The sequence below is a fragment of the Ensifer sp. NM-2 genome (assembly GCF_003024455.1).
GTDB classification, from domain to species: domain Bacteria; phylum Pseudomonadota; class Alphaproteobacteria; order Rhizobiales; family Rhizobiaceae; genus Ensifer; species Ensifer canadensis.
In genome coordinates this window covers 1-19,798 of record NZ_PVZR01000004.1, presented here as the reverse complement: position 1 = coordinate 19,798, position 19,798 = coordinate 1, and the positions used below count along the sequence as shown (strand labels likewise).

Here is a 19,798-nt window from a genome sequence, read left to right as displayed (position 1 = left end):
CGCCCAACTGACACGCGCCTCTGTAGCGTATGATGTCTTGAGATCGACACAGGAAGGACTATTGCATGACTTCGCCAATCGCGGGCCTTGAAGCTCGCTTCGCGCTCACCAAGACCATTGCCGAGGAAGCCGGACGGCTTGCCCATGACTACTTCCTGCAGCGCGAGACTCTGGTCATCGAAACCAAGGCCGACGCCCATGACGTTGTTTCAATCGCCGACCGGAACGTCGAGACGCTGATCCGCGATCGCATCAGCGCCTCGTTCCCGGACGACGGTGTGCTCGGCGAAGAACACGGCCTTGTCAGTGGCACTTCGGGCTTCACCTGGGTGATCGATCCGATCGATGGAACGACGCCCTTTGTCAACGGCATGCCCAACTGGTGCATCTCGATCGCCGTGCTTTATGCCGACAAACCCGTGATCGGCGTGATCCAGTCGCCGTGTCACGACGAGCTCTATGCGGCTGCTTCCGGACTGGGCGCGACACTGAACGGCAAGACCCTGCGCCTCGATGCGACACGGACGATCCGCGATGCCGTGACAGGACTTGGCGCCAACAATCACGTGACGCCGGCCGAAGTCGCGGGGATCGTCGAGCGCCTTCTTGCCGCCGGCGGCAACTTCATGCGCAACGGTTCGGGCGCGCTGATGATCGCCTATGTGGCCGCCGGTCGGCTCGTCGGCTACTACGAACCCTACATGCATGCCTGGGATTGCCTGGCCGGTTATTGCCTCGTCAACGAGGCAGGCGGCTGGTCGCTGCCCTTCCCGACACAGGGCGAAGCCCTGACCCGGGGAAGCGCTGTTCTGGTCGCAGCGCCCGGTGCTATCGACGACCTGCTCAAGGTCGCACAACTCGAACGCAAAGCAGCCTGAAACATCGAGACCCCAAACGTGATCAGCTCGTCGACTTATCGACCTTGGCCGACAGCAGGTTGACGAGCTCCATCGGGAACGGAAACACGATCGTCGAGTTCTTTTCGCCGGCGATCACGTTCAAGGTGCTCAAATAGCGCAACTGCATGGCTTCGGGCTGCCGGGCGAGGATCTCGGCGGCCTCGAGCAGCTTGGCCGCCGCCTGCTGCTCGCCTTCGGCGTTGATGACCTTGGCACGACGTTCCCGTTCGGCCTCTGCCTGGCGGGCAATGGCGCGGACCATGCTTTCGTTGATGTCGACATGTTTGATCTCGACCGTGGCAACCTTGATGCCCCAGGCATCGGTCTGGCTGTCGAGGATCTTCTGGATGTCTTCGTTCAGGCGGTCGCGTTCTGCCAGCATCTCATCGAGGTCGTGTTTGCCGAGTACTGAGCGCAATGTCGTCTGGGCGAGCTGGCTCGTCGCCATCATGAAATCCTCGACCTGGATCGTCGACTTTTCGGCATCTATCACCCTGAAGTAGATGACCGCGCTGACGCGGACCGACACGTTGTCGTGCGAGATGACGTCCTGGCTTGGAACATCGAGCACGCGGGTTCTAAGATCGACCCGCACCATCTGCTGGACATAGGGAAGAAGCAGGATCAGCCCCGGACCCTTGACGCCCGTGAAGCGACCGAGTGTGAAGATGACGCCGCGCTCATATTCGCGCAGGATCCTGATCGCATAGGCAATGACGATCAGGAGGAACAACAGGATCGCGAGATAGGGAGCGAGGCTCCCAAGTATGTCCATGATCTTTACTCCTTCTACCGCATGCGTCAGGCTTTTGCCTCGTCGCGCGCGACCTCGAGCGTCAGCCCGTTGCGGCCGACAACCTTCACATTTTCTCCCGCATCCAGCGTCTGGCTGCTGACAGCCTGCCACCGTTCGCCGTGGGCGATCACATAGCCGCTGGCGCCGGCCCAGCTATCGACCTTGCCCGCCAGCCCGATCATCTGCTCGCCGCCGGTCACCACCGCATGGCGCCGCGCGCTGAAGGCGAGACGGGCGACGAGCAGGCTGAAACCGAGGCTGGCAATGCCGACGCCGGCAAGCATCGCCCATGAGACCTGCAGCCCCGGAGTGTCGGTATCGAAAAGGATCGCAGCGCCGAGAACCAGCGCCAGGGCGCCGCCGGCACCGAGTACACCGAAAGAAGGCGAATGCGCCTCCGCAACCATCAGGCCGACGCCGAGCAGGATCAAACCGAGACCGGCATAGCTCACCGGCAAAACGGCCAGTGCGTAGAGACCGAGCAGCAGGCAGATCCCGCCGACGGTGCCAGGCACGACCGATCCGGGGGTCAGGAACTCGAAGATCAGTCCATAGATGCCGATCATCATCAGAATGATCGCGATGTTCGGATCGGTGATCACCCCAAGCAGGCGCGTGCGCCAGTCGGGCACAAAAGCCTCCACGCCAAGCCCAGTCGTTTCAAGCGTGATATCCGCCTGCCCGACACGGACAATTCGCCCCTGCGCCTGCTTCAGCAGATCGTCGATGGAAGCGGCAGTGAAATCGACGACTTTCTCCTGAACGGCAGCAGCCGCAGACAGGCTCGCAGCCTCGCGCACAGCCCGTTCGGCCCAATCGGCATTGCGCCCGCGCAACTCGGCCAGTCCGCGGATATAGGCGACGGCATCGTTGATGAGCTTGGCCTCGATTGTCGTCTGGGTTGGCCGAGATTGGGCAGCAGTATCTTTGTCGTTCTCGCCGGGACGCTCGTCCTTCTGGCCGCCGAACATGTCTCCGCCGATAGCGATCGGCGTTGCCGCCCCGAGATTGGTTCCCGGCGCCATGGCAGCGATATGGCTTGCATAGAGGATGTAGGTGCCAGCGCTTGCCGCACGTGCTCCGCTGGGTGCAACGAAGCTCGCGACTGGAACGGATGATGCCAGGATCGCCTGGATGATTTCGCGCATGGAGGTATCGAGACCACCCGGCGTATCCATTTGGAGAACGACAAGCGGCAGGTGCCGATCATTGGCCTTCTGCAATCCGCGTTTGATATATTCAGCCGATGCCGGACCGATCGCCCCCTTCAAAGACAGCACCAAAACAACCTTCTCGGTTTCTGGCGCGGACGCGGCGGGAAACACGAATGCTGATATCAGCGACAGCAACAGGGTGAGGACTCGCAACATCTGTCGTCAAAGCCTCGGATACCGGGCGCCCTCCGGCGAAGGCCGCCCACGCAGCAATATTAACACACCATAAAGTTAAGACGAAGCACAACGCACCACCGAGCTGCGACCGGACAACCGGATGACAAAGCCCCGGATCGGGGTTATCTGCATGTCAGAACAATTGCCCCGGCTCGCGTAACAAACGACCATGGCGGCACTTGCCAAGACGAACCGCCTTCGATCTCGACAGGAACCCATCCGCTTGGAGACAACACTTTATCTTCCGATCAAGCGCTTCCTCGAAGAGGCGGGATACTCCGTCAAAGGTGAGGTCGGGGGCTGCGATATCCTTGCGCTCAGCGACGACGAGCCGCCGCTCGTCGTTATCTGCGAGCTGAAGCTGACGTTCAATCTGGAACTGGTGCTGCAGGCAGTGGATCGCGCCAATGCCGGTGACGAAGTTTGGATCGCAGCGCGTGTCTCGGCCAAGGGCAAAGGGCGGGAGAGCGACCGCCGCTTTCGCGATCTCTGCCGCCGGCTCGGGTTCGGCATGCTCGCTGTTGCCGACAACGGCACGGTCGACGTGATTGTTGCGGCATCGGCCGCCATGCCGCGCAGGAACCTGAAAAAGCGAGCGCGTCTCATCAAGGAACACCGCCGTCGCAAGGGCGACCCGACGCTCGGCGGCAGCACGCGCGCGCCGATCATGACCGCCTATCGCCAGCAGGCCCTCGCCTGCGCGGCGGCATTGCAGGATGGCAATCTACGTCCTCGCGACCTGCGTGAGGCCGCACCCGATGCCGCCAAGATCCTGCAAGGCAATGTCTATGGCTGGTTCGAACGGGTCGACCGCGGCATCTATGCGCTGACCGAAATGGGAGCTGAAGCACTTCGGCGCTGGCCGCAAGGCCGAGTATCGGGTGAGAATGATACCGCGGCGATGTCGACATGTTCCGAAGATTGACCCGGCTTGGAGACCAGCTATGAACCTTCCTCTTCGGCTGCTCTGTCTTGGTCTTGGATGGCTGATGATCGGTTTCGCCGTCGCCGGCATCTTTTTGCCGATCTTGCCAACCACGCCCTTTCTTCTCCTGGCGGCCGGCCTGTTCGCTCGCGCGTCGCCGCGACTTGAGCGCTGGCTGCTGGAACACCCGACCTTCGGTCCATCCTTGCGGCTCTGGCGGGAAAAAGGTGCGATACCGGCACGGGCAAAGATCATAGCCATTTCGCTGATGGCTACGAGCTTCGCCTTCTTCTGCATCGTCAGCAAACCGAGCCTGCCGCTTGCGTCGGTTGTCGCCGGGGCGATGCTGCTCCCGGCCCTTTTTATCATCACCAGGCCGACCGCCTGAGGGGTCACCCACTTCGCGGCGCATTTACCGGAAGCGACGATCAGAGATTGCTGGCGTGAAGCTCCATCATCGCGCGGCGAAGATCGTCGATCGGCGTCATGCCCGAGGTGCTTGTGCCTTCCAGCTCCTTCGGCATCTTCCAGCCGGGATCGATACCCTGCATGTTCGGCAGTTCGTGCGCGATGCCCTTGTGGCAATCGATGCAGGTCGCCTTGCCCGATAGCAGGTAGCGCGTGTGAATGGTGGCGGCCCGCTCCGTCTGCTTCTGCAGATCCATGGCAACAGAGGAATGGCAGTTGCGGCATTCCAGGCTGTCGTTGGCCTTCAGCCGCGCCCATTCGTGCTGGGCCAGTTCAAGCCGTTTTTCCAGAAATTTGGGGCGGGTGTTGATGGTGCCGAAGATCTTGCCCCAGACCTCCTTCGACGCCTGCATCTTGCGGGCGATCTTGTCGGTCCACTGATGCGGAACGTGACAATCCGGGCAGGAGGCGCGCACGCCGGAACGATTGGAAAAATGGATCGTGCGCGTCAGTTCCTCATAGACGTTGTCTTTCATCTCGTGACAGGAAGTGCAGAACTTCTCGGTATTGGTGATCTCCAGCGCCGTATTGAAGGCGCCCCAGAACATCACGCCACCGATGAAGCCGCCCAGCGTCAGAAAGCCGAGGCTGAGCGTGCCCGCCGGCGTGCTGACAAGCCGCCACGCCCACAGGATAAGTCTCCGGATCCGCTGCATGGGCTCACTCGCTTCCGGCCGGCTTGACGCCGAGTTCGCTCATGTCCTTGAAGACATTGTCGACCAATGGGCGAACATCCGCCTGCGGCACATGACATGCCGTGCAGAAGTAGCGCCGCGGCGAAACGTCGGCGATCATCTGCCCGTCGCGCGTCATGTAGTGCGTCACGCTGATCATCGGTGCGCCGCTATCCTGCGTGAACTCGCGTTTGTGGCAGGAGAGACAGCGGTTGGTATTGACCGAAAGCTGGTAACCCTCGATCGAGTGCGGGATGATCGGCGGCTGGTCCGGGTAGGCGCGCATCTTGCGTTTGTCATCGACCACCCATTTCGGCAAGCTCGCGGCAGCCCCGGTTTCCATCTGTGGTGTCGGGCCTTCAAGCTGCGGCACCATTTGCTGGACGACCTGGGCAATCGCCGTCGTCGTGACAAACATGACGAGGCCGATGGCAACGACCACCCATTCTGGTCGCTTCAAGCGACTGAGACGATCTTGACTGCGCATTTTTTGAAATCCGTCTGTTTGGAGATGGGATCCGTTGCGTCGAGTGTCACCTTGTTGATCAACTGGCTCGCATCGAACCACGGCACGAAGATCACGCCGGGCGGCATGCGATTGCGTCCGCGCGTGTCGATGCGTGAGCGGATCTCGCCGCGCCGCGACATGATCCGCACCTCCGCTCCCTGATTGATGCCGCGCTTGCGGGCGTCATCCGCATTCATGAAGCAGCGGGCGCCCGGAAAGGCGCGATAGAGCTCCGGCACACGCATCGTCATCGAACCCGAATGCCAGTGTTCGAGCACGCGACCCGTCACCAACCAGAGATCGAATTCCTCGTCGGGCGATTCCGCCGGCGGCTCGTAGGGCACCGCAAGAATGACCGCCTTGCCATCCGGGCGGCCGTAGAATTTCACGCCCTCGCCGGCCTTGACGTAGGGGTCGTAGCCCTCGCGATAGCGCCAGCGCGTCTCCTTGCCGTCGACCACCGGCCAACGCAGACCGCGTTCTTCGTGGTACCGGTCGTAGGGCGCGAGATCGTGACCATGGCCGCGACCGAAGGTGGCATATTCCTCGAACAGCCCCTTCTGGAGGTAGAAGCCGAAGGCTTCGGCCTCGTTGTTGGCGTAGTCGCCGCTGACTTCGCTTAAGGGGAAGCGGTTGACCTCACCGTTCTGGAACAGGACGTCATGCAGGCTCTTGCCCTTGAACTCTGGGTTGGCAGCGAGGATTTCGGCCGGCCAGACTTCGTCGGTTATGAAGCGCTTGGAGAACTCGACCATCTGCCAGAGATCCGAGCGCGCCTCGCCCGGCGCCTGCACCAGCTGGTGCCAGACATGGGTCCGCCGCTCGGCATTGCCGTAGGCGCCTTCCTTTTCCACCCACATGGCCGCCGGCAGGATGAGGTCGGCGCTCATGGCCGTGATCGTCGGATAGGCATCCGAGACCACGATGAAATTCTCCGGGTTTCGATAGCCTTGGTAGGTTTCGTTGCTGGTATTGGGGGCGGCCTGGACGTTGTTGTTGACCTGAACCCAGTAGAAGCTGAGCTTGCCATCCTTGAGCATGCGATCCTGCTCGACAGCGTGATAGCCGGGCTTTTCCGGGATGATCCCATGCGGAACGCGCCAGATCTCCTCGGCGTGCTTGCGGTGCTCCGGATTGGTGACGGTCATGTCGGCAGGCAGACGGTGGGCGAAGGTGCCGACCTCGCGCGCGGTGCCGCAGGCTGACGGCTGGCCGGTCAGCGAGAACGGGCTGTTGCCGGGCTCCGAGATCTTTCCGGTCAGAAGGTGAATGTTGTAGACCATCTGGTTGGCCCAGACGCCCCGCACATGCTGATTGAACCCCATGGTCCACAGCGACATCACCTTGCGCTGCGGATCGGCGTAGAGCTCGGCGAGTTCTTCCAGAAACGCCGGGTCGACACCGGTCATCTCGGCGGTCTTCTCCAGAGTGTATTCCGAGACGAACGCCTTGAACGCCTCGTAGTCCATCGGCTCCATCTTGCCGGGGTCGGATGAATTGGCCGCCTTAACTTCGATGGGATTGTCCGGACGCAGGCCATAGCCGATATCGGTGACGCCGCGCATGAAGGTGGTGTGTTTCTGAACGAAGTCCTCGTTCACCCGGCCCTTCTCGATGATGTAATTGGCGATGTAGTTGAGGATCACCAGGTCGGTGCCGGGTTTGAACACCATCGGAATGTCGGCGAGGTCCATGCTGCGGTGGGTGAAGGTCGACAGAACAGCCACCTTCACATGCGACTGGCCCAGGCGACGATCAGCAAGCCTGGTCCACAGGATCGGATGCATCTCCGCCATGTTCGAGCCCCAGAGCACGAAGGCGTCCGCATGTTCGAAGTCATCATAGCAGCCCATCGGCTCGTCCATGCCGAAGGTTCGCATGAAGGCGTAGGCCGCCGAGGCCATGCAGTGGCGGGCATTGGGGTCGAGGTTGTTCGAGCGGAAGCCGGCGCGCATCAGCTTCGTCGCAGCATAGCCCTCGAAGATCGTCCACTGGCCGGATCCGAACATGCCGACCGCCGTCGGCCCCTTTTCCTTCAGCACCTTCTTGCACTGTTCGGCCATGACGTCGAAGGCTTCGTCCCAGCTCACCGCCTCGAACTCGCCGTCCTTGCTGTAGGCGCCGTTCAGCTTGCGCAGCATCGGCGTCTTCAGCCGGTCGGAGCCATACATGATCTTGGAGAGGAAATAGCCCTTGATGCAGTTGAGGCCGCGGTTGACCTCGGCCTGCATGTCGCCATGGGTGGCAACGACCTGCCCCTCCTTGACGCCGACCATGACGCCGCAGCCGGTGCCGCAGAAGCGACAGGGCGCCTTCGACCACTTGATTTCGAGCGCGCTGATACCGCCGGGCACCGGTTGAGCGGCGGCGGGCAGTGCGATGCCGGCGGTGGCGGCGGCGATGCCGGCCGCGTGCGCCTTCAGGATATCACGCCGCGTCAGTTCGGTGGTCATCGTCCGTCACTCCTTCCGTTTCGACATGTTCGAAAACCATATTGGCCGCTACCACGCCCTCGAGCGTGGAGATCGTCGACAGGCATTCGCCAAGCATGCCGGTACTCGTTCCCTCGATGACGACGACAATCTTGCCGCCCTCATGGCCGTAAACCTCGACATTTGCCATGCGCGCCAGCGCGGCAAGGACAGCATCCTTCATCGCCGGAAGAGCGACGACGACGGCGCTTGAGATATGATATTGCCGGGAGAGATCAGGCATGGACGCCCTCCTGAACCCGATCCGCAATGCCGATTGCACCGACAGGACAGACGCCGATGCAGGCACCGCATCCGGTGCAGCTGTCGACGTCCACCTCCGGCAGGAACGGCCCGCCGGTCCGCGGCCGAAAGCGGATCGCCTCTTGGGGACAGGCATCGCGACAGGATTGGCAGGCGACGTTGTTGCGCGCGAGGCAGCCGTCGCCGATCGCAACGACATGGGCAAGCCGCGTTACGGCCTCTGCTGCGAATACCGGCTCCGGACAGGCCCGTGCACAATCGCCGCAGAACGTGCATTCGCCGCCTGAAAAGTCGAGCGACGGACGCTCGTCCAGCAGCGCGATGATGTGGGTGGGACACCTTTCCACACATCGGCCGCAACCGGTGCATGCCGTCAGGCTTTCAAGCGTGACGCCCGGCGGCAGGACGCGCCTCCGCTCCGCCTGCCGGCCCAGGAACAATCCTCGTCTGGTTGTCATCGCCCCCATGGATCACCTCAATGCCCAAGCGGGCCGGGCGGGCCGTAAACGATCTGCAGCATCCATACGATGAAGCCGTAACCGCCGACCACGCCGACGGCGACCAACGGCCAGATGCCAAAGGCAAGAACAAGAAATGTCAAAAGCTCTTGGCGCCGGCGAGATCGCGGCTCCTGCTCAGTCAAGTGCTGTGGAGGTAACTCTGACACGCCTGGCTCCCGGGCTCGTTGAACCGAAAGCATAGTAACAATCCGTGACAGAAAATAAAGCGGAACAAACTCTACTTTTGCAATCAAGAATAAAAATAACATCTGTCAATTCAATGAGATATTTGCCCTGGGAATTGCAGTGGTTCCTTGAAAAAAACAGCGAAAATCAAACTTAGTATTTTTGTAAATTACAATATGAAAAGAACAACAAGAGAACGAAGAGCGGCGGCGACAGCTTGGCGCATGTGTTGCCAGTGCGCGCATGTTCAGTCTCGAAGCCATTGGTTTTTGAAGGCAACTCGATGATTCGTCGTTTGACCGCCGACGAGTTCGCCGGAGCCAAGGCTCTGTGGCGCGATAATACTATGCGCAGCCGACTGTTCTCGCTGCCGTCATGGTGAAGCGTCAACCCTCCCACCCCATCGCCACGATTGCCGGTTGACAACCCGCCGGAGATGAGGACACATATTGCATTACAAAGGGATCGCTTCCTTAATAAGGGAATATACGGAGGACTAGGGGTGCCGGACTTGCTTGTGAGCTTGTATTCGCCGACGCTCGCCAATCTCAAGCGGAAAACCGACACGACCGGCATTCGCATTCGCCCGGCGCTGCCGCCGGAAATGCATGTCGTCGTCGACTGGGTAAGGCAGAACTTCAGTGAGAATTGGGCGAGCGAGGTTTCGGTCGCCTTCTCCCGCCAGCCAATCGCCTGCCTGATCGCGGTGGAAGGTGGCAAGCTGCTCGGTTTTGCCTGCTACGACACGACGGCGCGCGGCTTCTTCGGCCCAACCGGGGTCGCCGGCGAGAGCCGTGGGCGCGGTATTGGCGTCGATCTGTTGACGGCATCGCTCGAGACCATGAAGACGCTCGGCCATGCCTATGCCTTTATCGGCGATGCCGGCCCGGTCGATTTCTACGCCAAGACCATCGGCGCCGTTGCCATCCCCGCCGCCGACAAAGGCATCTACGAAGGCATGCTTCGTAATCCATCCAAATAATCATCTGAACATCGGAGCTCTCCAATGGCATCGACACCGCTCGCCCTCTTCGTCGGCCTACCAAACCCAACACTCTCGGACGACGAGTTCGCCCTGTTTCGCGAAACCAACCCGCTCGGCCTCTTCGTCGGCCGGCGCAATCTGCGCGAGCCCGGCCAGGTCAAGATCCTGATCGAGCGCTTCCGCGAGGCGGTCGGGCGCGAAGACGCACCTGTCTTCACTGACCAGGAAGGCGGCCGCGTCCAGCATCTCGACGCCGGTCCCTGGCCGCTTTTCCGCAGCTTCGGCCAGTTTGCCGAACTGGCGCGCCATGACCTTGCGCTCGGCAAGAAGGCGCTTCGCCTGTCGTCCCAGGCAATGGGCACGATGATGAGCGAACTCGGCCTCACCAGCGGCTGCTCGCCGGTCCTCGATCTCGTGTTCGAAACGACCAGCGCCGTCATCGGTGCGCGCTCCTTCGGTTCGGATCCGGACTTCATCGCCGCCCTCGGCCGCGAGGTGGTCGATGGCCTGCTTGAGACCGGCAACATGCCTGTCATGAAGCACATCCCCGGTCATGGCCGCGCCACACGCGACTCTCACAAGGAGCGCCCGGTCGTCGATGCATCGCGAGAAACGCTCGTCGCGACCGACTTCAAGCCTTTCGTTGCCCTCAAGGACACGCCCTGGGCGATGGTCGCTCACGTCGTCTACTCCGCCTATGACAGCGAGCTGCCAGCCTCGATCTCGCCGACGATGCATGAAGTGATCCGCAACGACATGGGCTATGAGGGCGTGCTGGTGTCCGATTGCATCTTCATGGAATCGCTGCGTGGCACCTTGCCCGAGCGTGTGAAGCAGGTGCTCGACGCCGGCTCCGACGTCGCACTTCACAGCCACGGCGATCTGGCCGAGAGCGAGGCTGCCGCCAAGGCCGCCCGTCCGCTGACAGAGGCCGCCCAGAAGCGCATCGCCGCCGGCCAGAGCCGGCTCGGCAAGCTCAAGGTCGACATTCGCGCGGCCCACGCCGAAGTCGAAGAGATGTTCAAGAGCGTTCTCGTCGCCTGACGAGACGCCACTCACAAATCAAGAGGGGAGAAACAATGAAAAAATCCATTCTCTGGGCAGCGACCGCGCTGACCCTTTTCGCTGCACCGGCCATGGCGCAGTCGATCCTGACGGTCAATATCGAGCCGGCCACGACCTGGGTTCGCAACTTCAACCCGTTCAACCAGACGTCGGCGCGCCAAAGCACGCTCGACTTCATCTACGAGCCGCTGGTCGTCTTCAATCGCTTCGATGACAACAAACCGGTCTTCCGGCTTGCCGAAAGCTTCAAGCTTGCCGACGATCTGAAAAGCATCGAGTTCAAGCTGCGCCCAAACCTGAAATGGTCCGATGGCAAGCCGCTGACGGCTGCTGACGTCAAGTTCACCTACGACTACCTGAAGAAGTTCCCGGCGCTCGACTTCGTCAGCATCTGGACCTTCATCACCGGCGTCGAGGCCGTCGACGGCCAGACCGTTCGCTTCACGCTCGCCAATCCAAGCTCGCTTGCTGCCGAACAGCTTGCCCAGCTGCCGATCGTGCCGGAGCATGTCTGGAAGGATGTCGCCGAACCGGTGACCTTCGCCAACGAAACACCTGTTGGCAGCGGCCCGATGACGGAGATCCCGCGCTTCACCGGCCAGACCTACGACCAGTGCCGCAACCCGCACTATTGGGACGCCGCGCTCAAGGTCGATTGCATGCGCTTCCCGCAGCTCGCCGACAACAACCAGATCCTGACCGCGACCGCGTCGGGCACGCTCGACTGGGGCGTTTCCTTCATCCCGGATATCGAGAACGTCTACGTCGCCAAGGATCCGGAGCACTTCCATTTCTGGTACTCGCCGAGCAGCATGGTGGCATTCCTCTTCAACCAGGAAACCGCCAACGAGAACAACCGCAAGGCCTTCAACGACGTAAAATTCCGTCGTGCGGCCAGCATGGCGCTCGACCGTGGCACCATGGTCGACGTTGCCGGCTACGGCTATCCGACGCTCAACGAAGATCCGGCCGGCATGGGCGAACTCTACAAGAGCTGGGCTGATCCGTCGGTCGCGACCGACTTCGGCACCTACGGCAAGTACGACGCCGATGCTTCCAAGGCTCTGCTCGACGAGGCCGGCTATGTCGACAAGGACGGCGACGGTTTCCGCGACAATCCTGACGGTAGCAAGATCTCCTTCTCGATCATCGTGCCGAGCTCCTGGACCGACTGGATCGACACGGTGACGATCGCCGTCGAGGGCCTGCAAGCCGTCGGCCTCGATGCCAAGATCGAGACGCCGGAAGAAGCGGTCTGGACCGGCAATCTCATCAACGGCACGTTCGACGCGGCGATCAACAGCCTGCCGGCCTCCGCCTCGCCCTACTATCCGTACAAGCGCGCCTTCAGTGCTTCGGACAAGGGCAAGACGCGCTTTACCGCGCAGCGTTGGTTCAATGACGATGTCGAGAAGCTTTTGACCGAGTTCACCCACACGGCTGACCTCGCCAAGCAGAAGGAAGCCATGAATAAGGCTCAGCGCATCGTCGCCGAGAACCTGCCGATGATGCCGGTCTTCAACAATCCAAACTGGTACCAGTACAACACCAAGCGCTTCAAAGGCTGGGTGACGGCCGAGACCCCGTTCGTCAATCCGTCGATCTCGCGGACCAACCCGGCGCGCCTGCTGCATTTGCTGGCACTCGAACCGGTCAACTAAACACCCCCAGGACTGGCGGGAGTGGCTCATCACCGGGCCGCTCCCGCTTTCGCGCCGGCCTCGGGAGCACAATAGCTCCGCGATTAAAGGCTTGCGCCATTTCAAAGCGTTTCTGCCGCCTTTCCTGCCGGTAACAGGGCCAGGGCGCAGTCGATGGAGTCCCCATGGCTTTCCTGCTTCGCCGCCTATGCTTCTATCTGGCAGCCTTCGTCGCGGCGGCGACGATCAACTTCTTTTTGCCACGGCTGATGCCCGGCGACCCCGTGCAGATCATGTTTTCGAGCGCGGGCGCGGAGCTTCCCCCCGAAAGCCTGCAGGCGCTGAAGCTCACCTTCGGTTTCGTCGATGGCCCGCTCTGGCAGCAATATCTGACCTATCTCGGCAGCATCTTCAGCGGCGACCTCGGCCGCTCGATCAAATATTTCCCGCTTCCGGTGACGACGGTTCTCGGCAACGCGCTGGTCTGGACGGTCGGCCTGATGGGCACGGCGACCATCATCAGCTTCACGCTGGGAACCTTCCTCGGCATTCTCGCCGCCTGGCGCCGCGGCAGCCTTTTCGATGTCATCGTTTCGGTCGGTGCGATCTTCGCGACCTCGGTTCCGGCCGTCGTCACCTCGCTGATCGTCGTCTTCTTCTTCGGCTTTACGCTGAACTGGTTCCCGACGGGCTACGCTGCCGATCCGGCGCTCGACCCGGCCTTTACGCTGCAATATCTCGGCAGCGTCCTCTATCACGGCATTCTGCCGATGCTGACGCTCTGCACGGTCTTGACCGGCGGTTTCGCCGTCACCATGCGCAACAACATGATCAACCTGCTCGGCGAGGACTATATCGTCATGGCCCGCGCCAAGGGTCTGTCGGACGGCCATGTGATGCTCTGGTACGCGGCGCGCAATGCGCTGCTGCCGACCGTGTCGAGCCTTGCCATCGCCATCGGCACGATCCTCGGCGGCTCGCTCGTCACCGAAGTCGTGTTCAACTATCCGGGTCTCGGCAACATCCTCTATCAGGCGATCCTCGCCCGTGATTATCCCGTTATCCAGGGGCAGTTGCTGATCATGACTGCGACCATGCTGGTTGCCAATTTCATCGTCGACGTCAGCTATGTGCTGCTCGACCCCCGACTGAAGAAGGCGTGAGATGAAGACCCAACCCTTCGGATTGATCCGCAATCGCAAGGCTCTGGTCGGCGTCGCCATCATCGCCTTCATCCTCATCGTGGCGATCGCCGCACCGCTGCTTACCCCTTACGATCCGGGTGCCCGCGTCGGCCGCCCGCATCAGGCGCCGTCGTTTGCCCATTGGCTCGGCACCACCCGCATCGGCCAGGATGTGTTCACGCGGCTGATCTATGGCGCCCGCACCTCGCTTGCCGTCGGCTTCGGCGCAGGCCTGCTCATAACAATCGTCGGCACGGCGCTCGGCATTCTCGCCGGCTATCGCGGCGGCAAGGTCGACGAAGTCATCAGCTTCTTCACCAACATGGTGCTAGTGGTTCCCAACCTGCCGCTGCTCCTGGTGCTCGCCGCCTTCATCGGTCAGGCCAGCCCCTGGGTCATCGCGCTGATCCTCGGCGGAACCTCCTGGGCCTGGGGCGCCCGCGTCACCCGCGCCGAGACGCTTTCCGTCAAGCAGAAGGACTACGTCAAATCGGCGGAGATGATGGGCGAGCCGCGCTGGCGCATCATGACCTTCGAGATCTTCCCCAACCTGATCTCGATCGTCGGCATCAACTTCATCGGCAGCGTCATTTTCGCGATCATCACCCAGGCGACGCTCGAGTTTCTCGGCCTTGGCGACCCGAAGGTCGTCTCCTGGGGCACCATGCTCTATGCCGCGCAGAAGGCGTCGGCGCTTTCGGTCGGCGCGTGGTGGGACATTCTCACGCCCTGCTTTGCGCTCGCCTTCCTCGGCATCGGCCTGTCGCTTCTGAACTTCGCCGTTGACGAGATCGCCAACCCGCGGCTGCGCACCGGCAATCGGCTCGGTCGCTGGTCCGCACTCATCCGATCCGGGGAGGGTCGCCTGTGACCGCGCCACTGCTATCCGTCAAAAACCTGACGATCGACTATATCGGCGAGGAAAAGGACTTTCGCGCCGTCGACAATGTCAGCTTCGACGTCGCTCCCGGCGAGGTCTTCGGCCTTGCCGGCGAATCCGGTTGCGGCAAGAGCACCATTGCCTTTGCCATCAGCCGGCTACACAAGCCACCAGCGCTGATCAGGAGGGAAAGCACCATTCTGCTCAATGGCCGCAACGTGCTCGACCTAGATGACAAGGCCTTGCGCGATTTTCGCTGGCGCGAGGTCGCCATGGTGTTCCAGAGCGCGATGAACTCGCTCAATCCGGTGCTGCGCATCGAGCAGCAATTCTACGACGTGCTGAAGACCCACAAAGGCATGAGCCGTGCGCAGGCGCGCGACCGCACCGCCGAAATGCTGAAACTCGTCGATATCGCGCCCGACCGCATGCGCGACTACCCGCATCAGTTTTCCGGCGGCATGCGCCAGCGCATCGTCATCGCCATTTGCCTGGCGCTCGATCCGAGGCTGGTGGTCATGGATGAACCGACGACGGCGCTCGACGTCGTCGTCCAGCGTGAAATCCTCCAGCGAATCAACGAATTGCGGCGAACCCTCGGCTTCGCCGTTCTGTTCATCACCCACGATCTCGGGCTGATGGTGCAGTTCTGCGACCGGATCGGCATCATGCTCGCCGGCAAGCTCGTCGAGCAGAACACGGCGGAGGCGATCTACGGATCGCCGCAGCACGACTACACAAAACAACTTTGGACCTCCTTCCCGTCGCTCCATGGAGGTGTCCTGCTATGACCGCCCAGCCAACCCCGATCCTTGCGCTTGACAGGGTCACCAAGACATTCGGCCACGGTCCGGGCGCAGTCCATGCGGCCCGCTCGATCTCGTTTTCGCTGCATGCAGGCCGCGCACTCGCCCTCGTCGGCGAGTCAGGCAGCGGCAAGACCACCTGCGCCCGTATGGCGATGCGCGAATATATGCCGACGGAGGGAAAGATCCTCTTCAGGGGCGAGCCGGTCGACGGCGCCAGCCCGGCCGAGACGGTCCTCTACCGACGCGCGGTGCAGATGATCTTCCAGGACCCGTTCGCCTCGCTCAACCCGGCTCATACCATCGCCTATCATTTGAAGCGGCCGCTGCTGCTGCACCGCCCGGATATCAAGCGTTCCGAGATCGACGCGACGGTTCGTGCGCTGCTGCAACAGGTGAAACTCGACCCCGACCTCGTCGCGCCCAAATATCCGCACGAGCTTTCCGGCGGCCAGCGCCAGCGCGTCAATATCGCCCGCGCGCTTGCCGCCAAGCCGGAAGTGATCGTCGCCGACGAGCCGACGTCGATGCTCGACGTCTCTGTTCGCCTCGGCGTGCTCAATCTCTTGAGCGAGATGAAGCAGCAGATGAAGCTCGGTCTGCTCTACATCACCCACGACATCGCCACCGCCCGTTATGTCGCCGAGGATATCGCCGTCATGTATGCCGGCCAGATCGTCGAATGGGGCAATGTCGGCAAGGTGATCGACAACCCCGCTCACCTCTACACCAAGCTGCTGCTCTCTGCCGTGCCTGACCCGGATATCCGCTTCGACGACCCGAGCGTTCGGCTGCGTCCGGAGGATGTCGAAGAGATCCGGCGCAAATCCGCGATGACGCAGGACCGCATCGTCGAAGTGGATACGGACCACTTCGTTCGCACCGCCTGAACCGCGGCGCCGCCGCCGGCATTGCCGCCGGCACCCACCCTCCCCGAAGCTATCCTCCCAGGACAGCAAAAGACAAAACGCCCCGCTCGAAAGCGGGGCGTTTTGTCTTTGCAACCGTTAGCGATTGCATATGCTTGGAGACAGAGCGTGCATGGCGTGCCGCTACAGCACGCCATGACACATGCTCAGGCCGCCTTCATCTGGTTTTCGACATCGGTCGGAACCGTCGAGATCGTCTTCAGGATCTGCGAAGCGATCTGGTAGGGGTCGCCTTGCGAGTTCGGGCGGCGATCTTCGAGGTAGCCGCGGTAGTCGTTGTTGACGAAGCTGTGCGGGACGCGGATCGAAGCGCCGCGGTCAGCCACGCCGTAGCTGAACTGGTGGATCGACTGCGTCTCGTGCTTGCCGGTCAGGCGCATATGGTTGTCGGGTCCGTAGACGGCGATGTGATCCGCGCGGGCGTCCTCGAAAGCCGACATCAGGTTTTCGAAGTAGTCCTTGCCACCGACGTCGCGCATGAAGGCGGTCGAGAAGTTGGCATGCATGCCCGAGCCGTTCCAGTCGGTGTCGCCGAGCGGCTTGCAGTGATACTCGATATCGATGCCGTACTTTTCAGTCAGGCGCTGCAGCAGGTAGCGCGCCAGCCAGATTTCGTCGGCGGCCTTCTTGGAACCCTTGCCGAAGACCTGGAACTCCCATTGGCCCTTAGCCACTTCGGCATTGATGCCTTCGTGGTTGATGCCGGCCGCCAGGCAGATGTCGAGATGTTCTTCGACGATCTGGCGGGCGATATCGCCGACATTGCTGTAGCCGACACCGGTGTAGTACGGGCCCTGCGGTGCCGGGAAGCCGGTTTCCGGGAAGCCGAGCGGACGGCCGTTCTTGTAGAAGAAGTATTCCTGCTCGAAGCCGAACCAGGCGCTATCGTCTTCCATGACGGTTGCGCGGGTGTTGGACGGATGCGGCGTCTTGCCATCGGGCATCATGACTTCGCAGAGCACCAGAACGCCGTTCTTACGCTCGCTGTCGGGATAGACGGCGACAGGCTTCAGGACACAGTCCGAGCTCTTGCCTTCCGCCTGCATCGTCGAGCTTCCGTCGAAGCCCCAGAAAGGAAGCTCATCCAGCTTCGGGAATGCATCGAATTCCTTGATCAAGGTTTTTCCGCGGAGGTTCGGGGCCGGTGTGTACCCATCGAGCCAAATGTACTCGAGCTTATACTTTGTCATTGCGTTCTCTCACATGGCGCCATGATCTGGCTAAGTTCCGAAGCGGCCCGGCAACCCAATTCAGCTGCCCAACAACCGGTACTCACAAGAAAGCATTAATCGTGCCAGTTTGCGTTTGCGCCGCCAAAGATCGAAAAATCAATGCCGGCAACATTCCCCGCGATGGATCGAAAGACGTGTCGAGATTAAGGATGAAGCGAATTGCACACAAAATAGGCATCGAACGCCGCGGTTTGAGGCATAGGCCCGGCGGAGTGCCGTAAACACCGGCGAATAGAAGCGGCGCGGCCGCGCGGTCGACAACAACCTGCGTCAAAAGGGTTGCTCGAAGAACAAGCACCGTCTCGCGGCTCGCTCAAATCGGCCGCTATGGATAATCGGCCGCTATGGATATGAGTGGTTATCGAGCAATCTCAGCCAGCACGCGATAGAGCCGCTCATCAATCGATTGGGCGACGTTGAAGCGCAGAAATCCTGCCGCCGAACCCGAATGGCTGAAGGCATTGCCGGGGGCGAGGACAATATCGTGAGCCAGCGCCTTCTGGGCCAGCTCCGAGGCATCAAGACCTTCCGGGAGCCGACACCAGAGGAACATGCCGGCCTGCGGCTCGATCCAGGGCGTGATCCCGACCGTGGCCAGGCGCGCTACCGTCTCGGTCATCGTCCGCGTCAGCCGCAGCCGCAGCGCCTCCATGTGTTTTCGGTAGCTGCCATCGCGCAAAAGAGTCAGCACCAGTTCGGCGGCAAGACCAGGACCGCCGAACGTGGTCGCGATCTTGAGATCGGTCAGCCCCTCGATCCAGCCTCGGGGGGCGGCGATATAGCCGCAGCGCACCGACGCGGAGAGTGTCTTGGAAAAGCTGCCGATCTGCACCACACGGTCGAGGCCATCGAAGGCGGCAAGCCGTGACGCCGGCACATGCTCGAAATCGGCGAAGATGTCGTCCTCGACAACAGTCAATCCCGCCTGCTCGGCAAGCCGCAGCAGACGGTGCGCAATCACGGGAGAAAGTGTCGCGCCGGTCGGATTGTGGACGGCGGAATTGGTGATGTAAAGGCGAGGACGATGGATCTCCAAGACCTCGGCAAAACGTTCGAGATCGGGGCCGACAGGCGTATAGGGCACACTGACGACATTGACACGATGCGCCCGCAACAGCGCCTGGAAATTGAAGTAGCAGGGATCGTCGACGATGACGGTGTCGCCCGGTTCGAGCAGGAACCGGCAGAGAAGATCGATCGCCTGGGTGCCTGACTCGGTCAGGATGATCTGATCGGGCGATGCCTCGACACCATGCTCGGCCAGCCTTCGCGACAGCAACTGCCGCAGCGGTCGCAAGCCGAGCGGCGTGCCGTAATCCGTCAGGCTCGCGGCATCCGTGCGCGCGAGCGAGCGCAGCGCCCGCCTGAGCGCTGCTTCCGGCATCCAGGACGCCGGCAACCAGCCGCAACCGGGCTTCAGAACGTGGGCGTCCGTTTCAAGCGCCTGACGCGAAACCCAGAGAGGGTCGACTGCGCGGTCGAGCCGCGGTCCGACTTCCGTGAGCGACAACGGCGCCAGGGGGGCAGACACGAAAAAGCCGGAGCCGGGCCGCGACCGGATCACGCCTTCGGCCGCCAGACGCTCGTAAGCCTCGACAACCGTCGATTTGGAAACCCGCATCGTCCTGGCAAGCGCCCGAATGGACGGAAGCTTGGCGCCCGGCGTCAACGACCGGCTGGCAATGCGCTGCCGGATCGTGCCCATGACCCCGTCGAGCAAGGTTTCGCCGCCGATCTCCGTTTGTTGAAACGCCATCTGTATTGGACCTTCGCACAGGACAGTTTGGCGCAACTGTACCGCATTGTCTCTGGAAGAACCAGCGTCCCCAGCCGATACAGGTGGAAAAGGAGGTGGCATGAAAGAGGCCGCCCCCGCTGAGAGAACGGATCAGTGAGATGCCAATGATGATCGAGGGACAGTCACGCTTCCGGCCTTTCGGCTTACCTTATTGGGGTTTCGAAGATCTCAACAAGGGAGTTGGAAGCATGACTGCC

At 61.7% G+C, this 19,798-nt stretch carries 20 protein-coding genes; 10 read left to right on the top strand and 10 right to left on the bottom strand.

Going from position 1 to position 19,798, the window contains the following annotated elements:
- Positions 1 to 65: 65 nt before the first annotated feature.
- Entirely contained in the window at positions 66 to 878 is an 813-nt protein-coding gene (locus C6558_RS09655; protein ID WP_025428430.1) for an inositol monophosphatase family protein, read from the top strand.
- A 22-nt stretch (positions 879 to 900) separates the two neighbouring features.
- Here the strand turns inward: C6558_RS09655 and C6558_RS09650 are convergent, their stop codons facing one another.
- Both C6558_RS09650 and C6558_RS09645 read right to left on the bottom strand, forming a co-directional pair.
- Complete coding sequence (locus C6558_RS09650; RefSeq protein WP_025428429.1) at positions 901 to 1,674, bottom strand: slipin family protein; 774 nt, start codon at positions 1,672 to 1,674, stop codon at positions 901 to 903.
- A 26-nt stretch (positions 1,675 to 1,700) separates the two neighbouring features.
- The gene (locus tag C6558_RS09645; RefSeq protein ID WP_025428428.1) at positions 1,701 to 3,065 is read right to left on the bottom strand and encodes a nodulation protein NfeD; all 1,365 of its coding nucleotides are present in this window, start codon (positions 3,063 to 3,065) and stop codon (positions 1,701 to 1,703) included.
- 244 nt (positions 3,066 to 3,309) lie between these two features.
- Between C6558_RS09645 and C6558_RS09640 the strand changes: the two genes are divergently transcribed.
- Positions 3,310 to 4,011: a DUF2161 domain-containing phosphodiesterase gene (locus C6558_RS09640; protein WP_057208940.1), complete on the top strand. Its 702-nt coding sequence runs from the start codon at positions 3,310 to 3,312 to the stop codon at positions 4,009 to 4,011.
- Positions 4,012 to 4,030: 19 nt separating this feature from the next.
- The gene (locus tag C6558_RS09635) at positions 4,031 to 4,399 is read left to right on the top strand and encodes a YbaN family protein (protein ID WP_025428426.1); all 369 of its coding nucleotides are present in this window, start codon (positions 4,031 to 4,033) and stop codon (positions 4,397 to 4,399) included.
- 40 nt (positions 4,400 to 4,439) lie between these two features.
- Here the strand turns inward: C6558_RS09635 and C6558_RS09630 are convergent, their stop codons facing one another.
- Genes C6558_RS09630 through napE form a run of 6 tightly spaced genes read right to left on the bottom strand, consistent with a single transcriptional unit; the run spans position 4,440 to position 9,039 of the window.
- Positions 4,440 to 5,135 carry a NapC/NirT family cytochrome c gene (locus tag C6558_RS09630; RefSeq protein ID WP_025428425.1) on the bottom strand — a complete coding sequence of 232 codons (696 nt, stop codon included), beginning with the start codon at positions 5,133 to 5,135 and terminating at the stop codon, positions 4,440 to 4,442.
- A 4-nt stretch (positions 5,136 to 5,139) separates the two neighbouring features.
- On the bottom strand, positions 5,140 to 5,640 hold the full coding sequence (locus C6558_RS09625) for a nitrate reductase cytochrome c-type subunit (RefSeq protein ID WP_038577799.1): 501 nt from the start codon (positions 5,638 to 5,640) through the stop codon (positions 5,140 to 5,142).
- Positions 5,610 to 8,114: a periplasmic nitrate reductase subunit alpha gene (napA, locus tag C6558_RS09620; RefSeq protein WP_107027174.1), complete on the bottom strand. Its 2,505-nt coding sequence runs from the start codon at positions 8,112 to 8,114 to the stop codon at positions 5,610 to 5,612. Before napA ends, C6558_RS09625 begins: the two co-directional genes overlap by 31 nt.
- A complete protein-coding gene (locus C6558_RS09615) occupies positions 8,089 to 8,376 on the bottom strand; it encodes a chaperone NapD (RefSeq protein WP_107027173.1) in 288 nt (95 codons plus the stop codon). The genes napA and C6558_RS09615 overlap by 26 nt, the downstream gene beginning before the upstream one ends.
- Positions 8,369 to 8,863 (bottom strand): ferredoxin-type protein NapF, encoded by a 495-nt coding sequence (gene napF / locus C6558_RS09610; RefSeq protein WP_107027172.1) that lies wholly within the window; start codon positions 8,861 to 8,863, stop codon positions 8,369 to 8,371. The genes C6558_RS09615 and napF overlap by 8 nt, the downstream gene beginning before the upstream one ends.
- Before the next feature lie 8 nt (positions 8,864 to 8,871).
- Positions 8,872 to 9,039: a periplasmic nitrate reductase, NapE protein gene (gene napE, locus C6558_RS09605; protein ID WP_038577795.1), complete on the bottom strand. Its 168-nt coding sequence runs from the start codon at positions 9,037 to 9,039 to the stop codon at positions 8,872 to 8,874.
- Positions 9,040 to 9,584: 545 nt separating this feature from the next.
- Between napE and C6558_RS09600 the strand changes: the two genes are divergently transcribed.
- The 7 genes from C6558_RS09600 (at position 9,585) to C6558_RS09570 (ending at position 16,532) form a co-directional block, all read left to right on the top strand.
- Positions 9,585 to 10,064 (top strand): GNAT family N-acetyltransferase, encoded by a 480-nt coding sequence (locus C6558_RS09600; RefSeq protein WP_057208907.1) that lies wholly within the window; start codon positions 9,585 to 9,587, stop codon positions 10,062 to 10,064.
- Between the two features lie 24 nt (positions 10,065 to 10,088).
- Entirely contained in the window at positions 10,089 to 11,111 is a 1,023-nt protein-coding gene (locus C6558_RS09595) for a glycoside hydrolase family 3 N-terminal domain-containing protein (RefSeq protein ID WP_107027171.1), read from the top strand.
- Between the two features lie 35 nt (positions 11,112 to 11,146).
- Positions 11,147 to 12,793 (top strand): ABC transporter substrate-binding protein, encoded by a 1,647-nt coding sequence (locus tag C6558_RS09590; RefSeq protein ID WP_025428417.1) that lies wholly within the window; start codon positions 11,147 to 11,149, stop codon positions 12,791 to 12,793.
- A 164-nt stretch (positions 12,794 to 12,957) separates the two neighbouring features.
- On the top strand, positions 12,958 to 13,935 hold the full coding sequence (locus C6558_RS09585) for an ABC transporter permease (RefSeq protein ID WP_025428416.1): 978 nt from the start codon (positions 12,958 to 12,960) through the stop codon (positions 13,933 to 13,935).
- Between the two features lies 1 nt (position 13,936).
- A complete protein-coding gene (locus tag C6558_RS09580) occupies positions 13,937 to 14,827 on the top strand; it encodes an ABC transporter permease (protein ID WP_025428415.1) in 891 nt (296 codons plus the stop codon).
- Positions 14,824 to 15,627 (top strand): ABC transporter ATP-binding protein, encoded by an 804-nt coding sequence (locus C6558_RS09575; protein ID WP_025428414.1) that lies wholly within the window; start codon positions 14,824 to 14,826, stop codon positions 15,625 to 15,627. Before C6558_RS09580 ends, C6558_RS09575 begins: the two co-directional genes overlap by 4 nt.
- Positions 15,624 to 16,532 carry an ABC transporter ATP-binding protein gene (locus C6558_RS09570; protein WP_107027170.1) on the top strand — a complete coding sequence of 303 codons (909 nt, stop codon included), beginning with the start codon at positions 15,624 to 15,626 and terminating at the stop codon, positions 16,530 to 16,532. Before C6558_RS09575 ends, C6558_RS09570 begins: the two co-directional genes overlap by 4 nt.
- Positions 16,533 to 16,717: 185 nt before the next feature.
- Here the strand turns inward: C6558_RS09570 and C6558_RS09565 are convergent, their stop codons facing one another.
- Together C6558_RS09565 and C6558_RS09560 are read right to left on the bottom strand one after the other, a co-directional pair.
- A complete protein-coding gene (locus tag C6558_RS09565; protein ID WP_057208895.1) occupies positions 16,718 to 17,761 on the bottom strand; it encodes a glutamine synthetase beta-grasp domain-containing protein in 1,044 nt (347 codons plus the stop codon).
- Positions 17,762 to 18,161: 400 nt separating this feature from the next.
- A complete protein-coding gene (locus C6558_RS09560; protein ID WP_107027169.1) occupies positions 18,162 to 19,559 on the bottom strand; it encodes a PLP-dependent aminotransferase family protein in 1,398 nt (465 codons plus the stop codon).
- Positions 19,560 to 19,798 lie beyond the last annotated feature (239 nt).